The organism is Amycolatopsis sp. NPDC003861, from assembly GCF_053605405.1.
Genome location: NZ_JBSGJD010000324.1, coordinates 1 through 8993, shown reverse-complemented (window position 1 = coordinate 8993; position 8993 = coordinate 1). Strand labels below are relative to the sequence as shown.

The 8993-nt window shown below is 73.1% G+C and carries 6 protein-coding genes; 5 read left to right on the top strand and 1 reads right to left on the bottom strand.

Annotation, left to right across the window (positions count from 1 at the left end):
• Positions 1 to 155 precede the first annotated feature (155 nt).
• The gene (locus ACWEVN_RS43375; RefSeq protein WP_449683744.1) at positions 156 to 1232 is read right to left on the bottom strand and encodes a neutral zinc metallopeptidase; all 1077 of its coding nucleotides are present in this window, start codon (positions 1230 to 1232) and stop codon (positions 156 to 158) included.
• A 584-nt stretch (positions 1233 to 1816) separates the two neighbouring features.
• Here ACWEVN_RS43375 and ACWEVN_RS43370 point away from each other — a divergent pair.
• From ACWEVN_RS43370 to nudC, 5 genes are all read left to right on the top strand, one after another.
• Complete coding sequence (locus tag ACWEVN_RS43370; RefSeq protein ID WP_449683754.1) at positions 1817 to 3523, top strand: DUF2207 domain-containing protein; 1707 nt, start codon at positions 1817 to 1819, stop codon at positions 3521 to 3523.
• 2 nt (positions 3524 to 3525) lie between these two features.
• Entirely contained in the window at positions 3526 to 5046 is a 1521-nt protein-coding gene (locus tag ACWEVN_RS43365) for a DUF2207 family protein (protein ID WP_452055169.1), read from the top strand.
• A gap of 63 nt (positions 5047 to 5109) precedes the next feature.
• The gene (locus tag ACWEVN_RS43360; RefSeq protein ID WP_191315147.1) at positions 5110 to 6402 is read left to right on the top strand and encodes a M16 family metallopeptidase; all 1293 of its coding nucleotides are present in this window, start codon (positions 5110 to 5112) and stop codon (positions 6400 to 6402) included.
• A complete protein-coding gene (locus ACWEVN_RS43355) occupies positions 6399 to 7778 on the top strand; it encodes a M16 family metallopeptidase (RefSeq protein ID WP_452055168.1) in 1380 nt (459 codons plus the stop codon). The genes ACWEVN_RS43360 and ACWEVN_RS43355 overlap by 4 nt, the downstream gene beginning before the upstream one ends.
• Positions 7778 to 8797 (top strand): NAD(+) diphosphatase, encoded by a 1020-nt coding sequence (gene nudC / locus ACWEVN_RS43350; protein WP_452055167.1) that lies wholly within the window; start codon positions 7778 to 7780, stop codon positions 8795 to 8797. Before ACWEVN_RS43355 ends, nudC begins: the two co-directional genes overlap by 1 nt.
• Positions 8798 to 8993: the final 196 nt, after the last annotated feature.

Below are 8993 nucleotides of genomic sequence, written 5' to 3'. Positions count from 1 at the left end.
CGAGCTGGGCCTGGTAGGCCCAGCTCGCGGCGGCGCGGGGGCAGCTGCCGCAGCCGCACCCGGCGGCGGCCGGTGTCCCGGCCGTGGTGCAGCCGGATCCGCCGACGCCGCCGACGGGGGTGGAGAACCCGTTCACCCCGCCGAGCTGACCGGCGTCACGAGACGTCCCCCGAGGGGGAGAGCCAGGTGTTGCACTGCTGGTTGCGGTTCTTCGTGGCGCCGTGCTGCCACCAGCTGATGTTGTGCTTGGCGCTGCCGTGGTCGCGTTTGCCGTTGCGGGCGTAGTCGTCGCCGCGATCCTGGGCGTTCCAGGCTTCGTTGTAGAGGTTTTTGTCGACCGAACCGCCGGAGACCGACGCCGAGCCGAGGAACATTCCCGAGAAGCATTGGGCCTCGAGTTCCATGCGCCGGGACAGTTCCAGGCCGGCCGCGGAGTCGGCGCCCGCGTCGTAGCGCTGGTTGGCGAACGCCTCGGTGATGCCGGACATGTTCTGCACGTGGTGGCCGTATTCGTGGGCCAGGATCGACAGGTACGGGCCCGGGTGGTTGCCCCACACGTCGAGCTCGATGCGGTCCATCGGCATGTAGATCGTGTTGTTCGCCGAGCAGTAGAACGGCGTGACACCGGTGGTGGTGCCGCCGCTGCCGCACGGCGTCGACGATTCCGACAGCGACCGCGGCACCGACAGGTTCGGCGACCGGAACGGCAGGTCGACGGCGCCGAGCATGCGTGACCACATCGCGTCGAGGCAGCCGATGCCGGACTGGAAGAAGCGCGTGACGCTGTTCTGGTCGGTCGCCCAGCGGCTCAGCGAGCACGGGACGTTCTGCAGGCCGTAGTCCGGGCTGCCGAACAGCGGGTTGTTCCCGGTGGCCGCAACCGACCGCGGCCCGGACGGCGGCTGCGAGGTCGCCGTCCGGCGTTCGGTGGTCCGGGCGGTCGTGGTTTCCGCGGCCGACGACGTGGTCGCGGTGGTCGTCGCTGCGGTGGTGGTTTCTTCGGTGGTGGTCGGATAGGTGCTGGAGTAGCCGGCGTCGGCGACATGCCGCTTGTGGTTCCCGGACAGCGCAACGGCGGCGATGAGCCCCCCGGCGACGGCGACGATGGCGAAGATGGCGACGGCGACGACGACACCGGTGTTCGACTTCTTGGCGACGTAGGGGGTGTAGCCGGGCGCGAACCGCGGCCCGAACGCGGGAGGTGCGGCGTAACCCGGCGCGAAGACGGGCACCGCGGCCGCGGCCGGAGGTGGCAGCGGAGCCCGCGCGGGCGGCGGAAGGGGGTGGCCGAACGGCCCGGTGGGCGGCCCGTACGGACCGCGCGGCGGCTGGGGGAAGCCCGGCGCGGGCGTCCCGAAGGGGCCGGGTGCGCCACCGGGGCCGGGTTGGTGCGCGGGGTTCCCGAAAGGGCCGGGTGCGCCCTGGCCCGGCTGCTGCGCGGGCGCCGCGAACGGCCCGGGTGCGCTACCGGTGCTGGGTTGTTGCGCGGGCGGTCCGACGGGGCCGGGTGCGCCCGGGCCCGGCTGCTGCGCAGGCGGTCCGGAGCGGTTCGGCGGCCCACCCTGCCCCGGCAGCGGCCGCACCCCCGGTGGCGGCAGCGGCCGCACTCCCGGGGGCGGCTGCGGCGGCCGGCCCGGTGGCTGCGGGCGGCGCGGGTCGTGCGGGCCGGAACCGGGACCCGGACCGGCACCAGGACCGTGCGTCATCGAATGGAACCCCCCGTGCGTTTTCCCCGTCGGAAGCGGCGTACCTGCGGTGATCGCGCCGTTCCGGGCGTCAGCATAGATCGAGTGCTCTAGGGTGTGGTGCTGTGTCGATGAAATGGGGGGCCGCCGCCGCGATCGCCGTCGCGGCCGTGCTGGTGACCGCCGGGCCCGCGGCCGCGCAGGGGCCGTCGGCCGGGCCCGTGCTGCCCAACCTGCCCGACGACCAGTCCAAGAAACCCCAGCTGCTCGGCGGCCAGGACGTCCGGCCGCCCGAAGGCGCCACCGCCGACGTCGCCCTCAAGGTCCTCCGCGACGGGACCCTCTCCGTCACCGAACACGTCACCGTCCCCGGTGGGCAGCACCTCACCTCGCGCGTCCCGCTCAAGGTCCCCGCGGGCGACGACCAGGACCGCGTCTTCGCCGTCCGCGACGTCAAGGCCGAAGGCGCCACCACCGAGCTCACCGGCGACCAGCTCGTGCTCACCTTCCCCGCCGGCACCAGCAGTGTCACCTACACCGTCGACGGCGCCATCGCCGACCAGAACGGCCGCCAGCAGGCCCGGTGGCAGGTCGCCAGCGGCTTCGACACCCCGCTGGCCAAGCTCACCGCGTCCCTCGTCGCCCCGGCGACCCAATTGTCCCCTGTGGACTGTTTCGCCGGCCCGGTCGGCTCGAACCAGCGCTGCACCCTCGCCGAGCTCGACCACACCGGGGTCGTGCGGCTGGAACAGAACGACGTCCGCCCCGGCGATCGCGTCGACCTGCTCGTCGGCCTGCCCGCGGGTACCACCCCGGCGAACGCGCAGTTCGCCGCCATCGGCCTGCTGGCCAACGCCTTCGCGCTGACGCCGCCGACCGGGATCGCCTTCGCCGTCCTGCTCGTCTTCCTCGTCGCGGCCGCCCTTTTCGTGTGGCGGCGCCGCAAGCAGGACGCCGGCGCGCTGCGCACCGCCACCGGCCCGGTCGAGGTGCTCCTGCGCGACGGTGACCGAGTCTTCTTCGCCAGCCCCGACGGCGTGCTGCCCGGCCAGGTCGGCACGGTCGTCGACGAGACCGTCGACGTCGTCGACATCAGCGCCACCGTCGTCGACCTCGCCGTCCGCAACTACCTGTGGCTGGCCGAAGTCCCGGGTCCCGACTGGCAGATCGCCCGCCGCAACCCGCCGGACGAGCACCTCCACGACTTCGAACGCGCCGTCTGCGAAACCCTGCTGCCGCCGGGCACCGACACCGTGCTCGTGTCGCAGCTGCGCGCCCGCGGCGGGCTCGACCTGCGCCGGATCAGCGACGCGATGTACGCCGACGTCGTCAGCAAGCGCTGGTTCTCCCGCCGTCCCGACACCGCCCGCGGCCGGCTGACCTGGCTCGGCGCCGGGATCTTCACCCTCGGCCTGGTCACCACCGCGGTGCTCACCTTCACCGCGGGGTACGCGCTCCTCGGCGTCGCCCTGGCCCTGGCCGGGCTCGCCGTCGTCGCGGTGGCCGCGCTGCTGCCGTCCCGCACCGCCCGCGGCCGGGCGCTGGCCGGGCAGGTCCGCGGGCTGCTCGACTACCTGCACACCGCGCGGGCCGACGACATCCCGCCCGCCGACCGCGAGCTGGTGTTCTCCCGCTCGCTGCCGTACGCGGTCGTCCTGGGCGACACCGAACGCTGGCTCGGCACCTTCGCCGCGCTCAACCCGTCGGCCGACGGCTCGGCCGGGCTGTACTGGTACGGCGGCATGGAAGCCGAGCCGGATCTGCGCCGCTTCGGCGCGCACTTCCCGTCCTTCCTGACCGCGCTCGACGGCGTCCTCACCGCCGCCGCGGCCCGCTGACCGTGCTCGCGGGGGCGGTCCTCGCGCTCGCACTGGCCGCCGGCCCCGCGGACCAGCCGCCGCTGCCCACCGTGCCGCAGAGCGCGGAGATCCAGCTCAAGGTCCAGCGCGACGGCTCGCTCTCGGTCGTCGAAGCGATCTCGGTCCCCGACGGCCTCACGATGGATCGCCGGGTCGCGCTGCGGGTCGCCGCGCCCCACCACCGCGACCGCGTCTACGGCGTCCGCGACGTCGTCCTCGAAGGCGGCGGGACGGCGAGCGTGGACAAAGACGCCTTCACCGTCCACCTCACCTCCGGCACATCGATCGTCCGGTACACAGTGGACGGTGCGGTCGCCGGCGACCGGGTCACCTGGGAGCTGGCCGGCGGCTGGAGCACCGAGCTGAAGTTCCTTCGCGCCTCCTTCGCGGCGCCGAAGATCCCCACCGCCGTCGACTGCCTCGTCGGCGACCTCCCGTGTGCGGCCGCGCAGATCGACCACGCCGGGCTGACCCGGTTCAGCCAGCAGAACCTCGCCGCGGGTGACCGGATGACGGCGACCGTCGAGCTGCCCGCGGGAACCGTTCCGGCGAACGAGGTCCTGGTCCCGGCGAAGACGATCGCCGGCGCGTTCGTGCTCACCGCGCCGGTCGGCTGGGCCTGGGCGGCCTTCGCGGGCTTGCTGCTGGTCACCGCCCTGCTGGTGGGCCTCGCGCGCCGCCGTGACGCCGATCCGGGGACGGCGCCGAAGGCCGAGCCGGTCACCGCGAACGGCGAGTTCGCGTCCCCGGCCGGGGTGCTGCCGGGTCACGCCGGGGTCCTCCTGCGCGGCCGGGCCGGACCCCTCGACCTGGCCGCGACCGTGCTCGACCTCGCCGTCCGCAACTACCTCTGGGTCAGCGAAGACGGCACCCGGCTGAGCCGCCGCAACCCCGCCGACGAGCACCTGTCGCCCTTCGAACGTGCCGTCTTCGCAGCCGTCCTGCCGGAAGACACGGTGACGCTCGCCGAGCTGCGGCAGCGACGCGTCGAAGTCCCGCGCACCGAGCTGGCCGCCGACCTCGTCCGGCGCGGCTGGTGGGCGGCGGGACGGCTTCGCCGAGCCGGCCTCCGGGTCGTCTGCTACGGCGTGTTCCTCACGGTGCTGCTGGCCCTGACGGTCGGGTACGCCCAGCTCGGCGTGCTCCTCGCGCTGGCCGGGGTCGCCGCCGTCGCCGCCTCGGTCGCTCTGCCCGCGCGGCGGCGAGCGGGCGCCGAGGTCGCGCGCCGGCTCCGCGGCGTCACCGCCGTCCGGGTCAAGGACCTCGACAAGCCGCAGCGCGAGCTCGTCTTCTCCCGTGGCCTGCCGTACGCGCTCGCTCTGGGCGAACTGGCGCCCTGGGTGGCTGCCTTCGACGGCCTCAAGCACCCGCCGCCGGTCTACTGGCACGCCGGCGACGTCCGCCCTGACCAGGCCGGATCCTTCGCGACGGCGCTCACCGGCACCTTCGCCGCCGCCCACCGCGCCCACCGGCTCGAGCTCGTGAGTGGTAAGGAGGGTTAGAACCCGCCTTACCACTCACGAGCCGGGACGCCGGGAAGCGCGGGGTCGTCGTAGGGTGGGGCCATGGCCGATCCCGAGCTCGTCCGATACACCCTCGACAACGGTCTGCGCGTGGTTCTCGCCCCCGACGCGACCGCGCCGGTGGTCGGCGTCAGCGTGCACTACGACGTGGGTTTCCGCTCCGAGCCGGAGGGGCGCACCGGTTTCGCGCACCTCTTCGAGCACCTGATGTTCCAGGGCTCCGAGAGCCTGGAGAAACTCGCGCACTTCCGGCACGTGCAGTCCAGCGGCGGGACCTTCAACGGGTCCACCCACCCGGACTACACCGACTACTTCGAGGTGCTCCCGAGCGCCGCGCTCGAGCGGGCGCTGTTCCTCGAAGCCGACCGGATGCGCGCGCCCAAGCTGACCGCGGAGAACCTGGCGAACCAGATCGACGTCGTCAAGGAGGAGATCCGGCTCAACGTGTTGAACCGGCCCTACGGCGGGTTCCCGTGGATCACCCTGCCGCCGGTGCTGTACTCGACGTTCCCCAACGCCCACAACGGCTACGGCGGCTTCGAGGACCTCGAAAGCGCCACGGTCGACGACTGCGCGGCCTTCTTCGACACCTACTACTCCCCGGCGAACGCCGTGCTCACGGTGGCCGGCGACTTCGAGGTCGACAACGCCAAGAAGCTGATCGAGGACCACTTCGGCGACGTCCCGCACCGGCCGGCGCCGCAGCGGCCGTCGTTCGCCGAGCCGCTGCCGACCACCGAGCTGCGCGGCGAGATCGAAGACGCGCACGCCCCGCTGCCCGCGCTCGGCATCGGCTACCGGATGCCGGATCCGATCAACGACGTCGACAGCTACCTGGCCTACCTCGTGCTGGCCGGCGTGCTCACCGACGGCGACGGCTCCCGCCTGCAGCAGCGGCTGGTCCACAAGGAGCCCCTGGTCGTCGACATCGGCGCCGGTGCCGGGCTGTTCGGCCCGTTCGAGGCCCGCGACCCCGATACGTTCACCATCACCCTGATCCACCCGCACGAGGTGCCCCGCGAGCGCGTGCTCGCCGCGCTGGACGACGAGCTGGAGAAGCTCGCCGAGACCCCGCCGAGCGAGGAAGAGCTGCGCAAGGTCACCGCCCGCTGGACGGCGAGCCTGCACTCCGAGCACGACAGGCTGGTGTCGCGGACCCTGGCCCTCGGCTCGTTCGAGCTGCTCTACGGCGACGCGTCGCTGGTGTACCGGCTCGCGGACCGGATGTCCGCCGTCACCGCGGAGGCCGTGTCGGCGGCGGCGAAGGCGCTGCGCCCGGACGCGCGCGCCGTGCTGGTGGTCAAGCCCGCTTCGGAAGGGAACAACGAGCAGTGACTTCAGCAACGCACCGCAGCGCGGAGGAGATCGGCCGCACCGCGCGGGGGCCGCGGCCGCTGCCGCCGCTCGGCGAGCAGCGGGCCGCCGCCGACCTGTCCCATGTGGACACGACGCTGGCGAACGGCCTGCGCGTGGTGGCCGTCCGCAAGGCGACCGTGCCGATGGTCGAGGCGCGCCTGTGGATCCCGTTCGCGGGCGACGACCCGCTGCACCCGGCGACGGCCGAGGTGCTCGCCGAGACGATCCTGACCGGCACGGCCCGCCGCAACCGCATCGAGATCGACGCCGAGCTGGCCCTGATCGGCGGCGACATCGGCGCGGGTGTCGACCCGGAGCGCCTGGTGCTCACCGGGTCCGCGCTGGCCGACAAGCTGCCGACGTTCCTCGACGTCCTCGGCGACGTCCTCACCGGCGCGACGTACGCCGACGAGGAGATCGCCCGCGAGAAGGAGCGGCTGGTCGAGCGGATCGCCGTCTCGCGCACCCAGCCGCGCACGATCGCGCGGGAGGCGCTGCAGAAGCACCGCTACGGCGACCACCCGGCCACGCGCGAGGTCCCGCGCGCCGAAGACGTCGCGGTCGTGACGCCGGAGCAGGTGCGGGCGCTGCACCAGGCGTCGGTGCTGCCGCGCGGTTCGGTGATGGTGCTGGTCGGCGACCTCGACCCGGCCGGTGTCGTCGGCGACCTGGAGAAGGTGCTCGGCGGCTGGGCGTCCGACCGCTCCGCCGTCCGGCTGCCGCCGCTGCCCGACCTGACCGGGCCGAGCGTGCTGCTGGTGCCGCGCGCGGGTGCGGTGCAGTCGCAGATCCGGCTCTCGGCGCAGACGATCCCGCGCACGGACCCGGGTTACGCGGCGCTGCAGCTGGCGAACCTGGCCTACGGCGGGTACTTCTCGTCGCGGCTGGTGGAGAACATCCGCGAGAACAAGGGGTACACGTACTCCGCGCACTCCGGCTTCGAGTTCACCGACGGCACGGCGGTGGTCAACGTCGACGCGGACACGGCGACCGACGCGACGGCCCCGGCGCTGCTGGAGACCCGCTACGAGCTGGGCCGCCTCGGCCAGGTCCCGCCGTCGGGCGACGAGCTGGAGTCGGTGCGGCAGTACGCGATCGGCTCGCTGCTGACGTCGACGTCGTCGCAGGCCGGGCTGGCCGGGCAGGTGCTGGCGCTGGCGTCGACCGGGCTGGGCCTGGAGTGGCTGAACGAGCACCCGGCGCGGGTGGCGGCGGTGACCGCGGACGACGTCGCCGAAGCGGCGCTGAAGTACTTCGCGCCCAAGCGGTTCACGGGCGTGGTGGTCGGCGACGCGGCGGTGCTGGAGCGCAAGCTCCTGGCGCTCGGCGACGTCGTCGTGGGCGAGCCGGCCTGATGTCGGTCCCGTTCACCCTGGGGGACCTGCCGACCCTGTCCCGGTCCACAGTGGACCGTCAGGAAGGCTTGCGCACCAACCCCGCACGGCTCGCTTCGCGCTGGCCGGACGCCCGGGTCGTCCTCCTGGACGACGCCGGGCGCACCCCGGTGGCCGAAGGGGCGTCGACGCTGGCGTTCCGGAAGGCGATCGACTTCGGTGCTTCGCCGCCGGAGGACGCGGTGTTCCTCGGCGAGTGGCAGGACGTCGATTATTGGTCGCTGCCGGGCGGCCCGTCGGGCGCGGCCGACACGGTGAAGATGGCGGGCAGCTGGGGTTTCGTGGAGGAGGTCCCGCGCGCGGACGGCGAGGTCTGGGTCGAGCTGCGCGGCTACGGAGACCTCCTGGACGACACGTCGGCCGGGCTCTTCACGACGGCCCAGGCGTTGCGCTTCTGGCGGCGTCAGGCCCGGTTCTGTACGCGGTGTGGCAGCCCGACGGAGCTGATCCAGTTCGGCTGGGCGAGCAAGTGCACGAACGACGGGCGCGAGGAGTACCCCCGCACGGACCCGGCGGTGATCTGCCTGGTCCACTCGGCGGAGGGCGTGAACGGCTCCCACGTGCTGCTGGCGCGCCAGCCGATCTGGCCGGCGGGGCGGTACTCGATCTTGGCGGGGTTCGTCGAGGCGGGGGAGTCCCTGGAGGCGTGCGTGGTCCGGGAGATCCGCGAAGAGGTGGGCGCTTCGGTGTCCGACGTGCGGTACCTGGGCAGCCAGCCGTGGCCGTTCCCGAGGTCGATCATGCTGGGGTTCACGGCCCGGGCGGACCGCTCGATGCCGTTGGTGCCGGCGGACGGGGAGATCGAAGAGGCGCTGTGGGTCTCGCGCGCGGAGGTGCGGGAGGCGTTCGAGAACAGCGCCGACCGGGGCGCGGGTTCTCGCCCCACGCCGATCGCCGGCGGCGCGGCGGAGATCATCCTGCCGGGGAACTCGTCGATCGCCCGCGTGATGCTGAAGGCCTGGGCGGACGCGGAGGAGTAACCGCCCACCACCGAGCGCGACCATGAAACGGCCCCGGCTTCCCACCGGGGCCGTTTCGTTGCTCCCGGCGCACGGCCCGGCCCCCCAAGCGCCCCAATGTGGCGTTCGGTGCGTGGGATGCACCCAACGCCACCAAAACAGGGGTATTGTGAACACAACACAAAAAAAACAAAAAAAAAAAAAAAAAAAAAAAAAA

What these genes read in the sequence shown, in the direction of transcription:
- ACWEVN_RS43370 (WP_449683754.1), top strand. Translation starts at nt 1,817, where the DNA reads ATGAAATGGGGGGCCGCCGCCGCGATCGCCGTCGCGGCCGTGCTGGTG.
- ACWEVN_RS43360 (WP_191315147.1), top strand. Translation starts at nt 5,110, where the DNA reads ATGGCCGATCCCGAGCTCGTCCGATACACCCTCGACAACGGTCTGCGC.
- nudC (WP_452055167.1), top strand. Translation starts at nt 7,778, where the DNA reads ATGTCGGTCCCGTTCACCCTGGGGGACCTGCCGACCCTGTCCCGGTCC.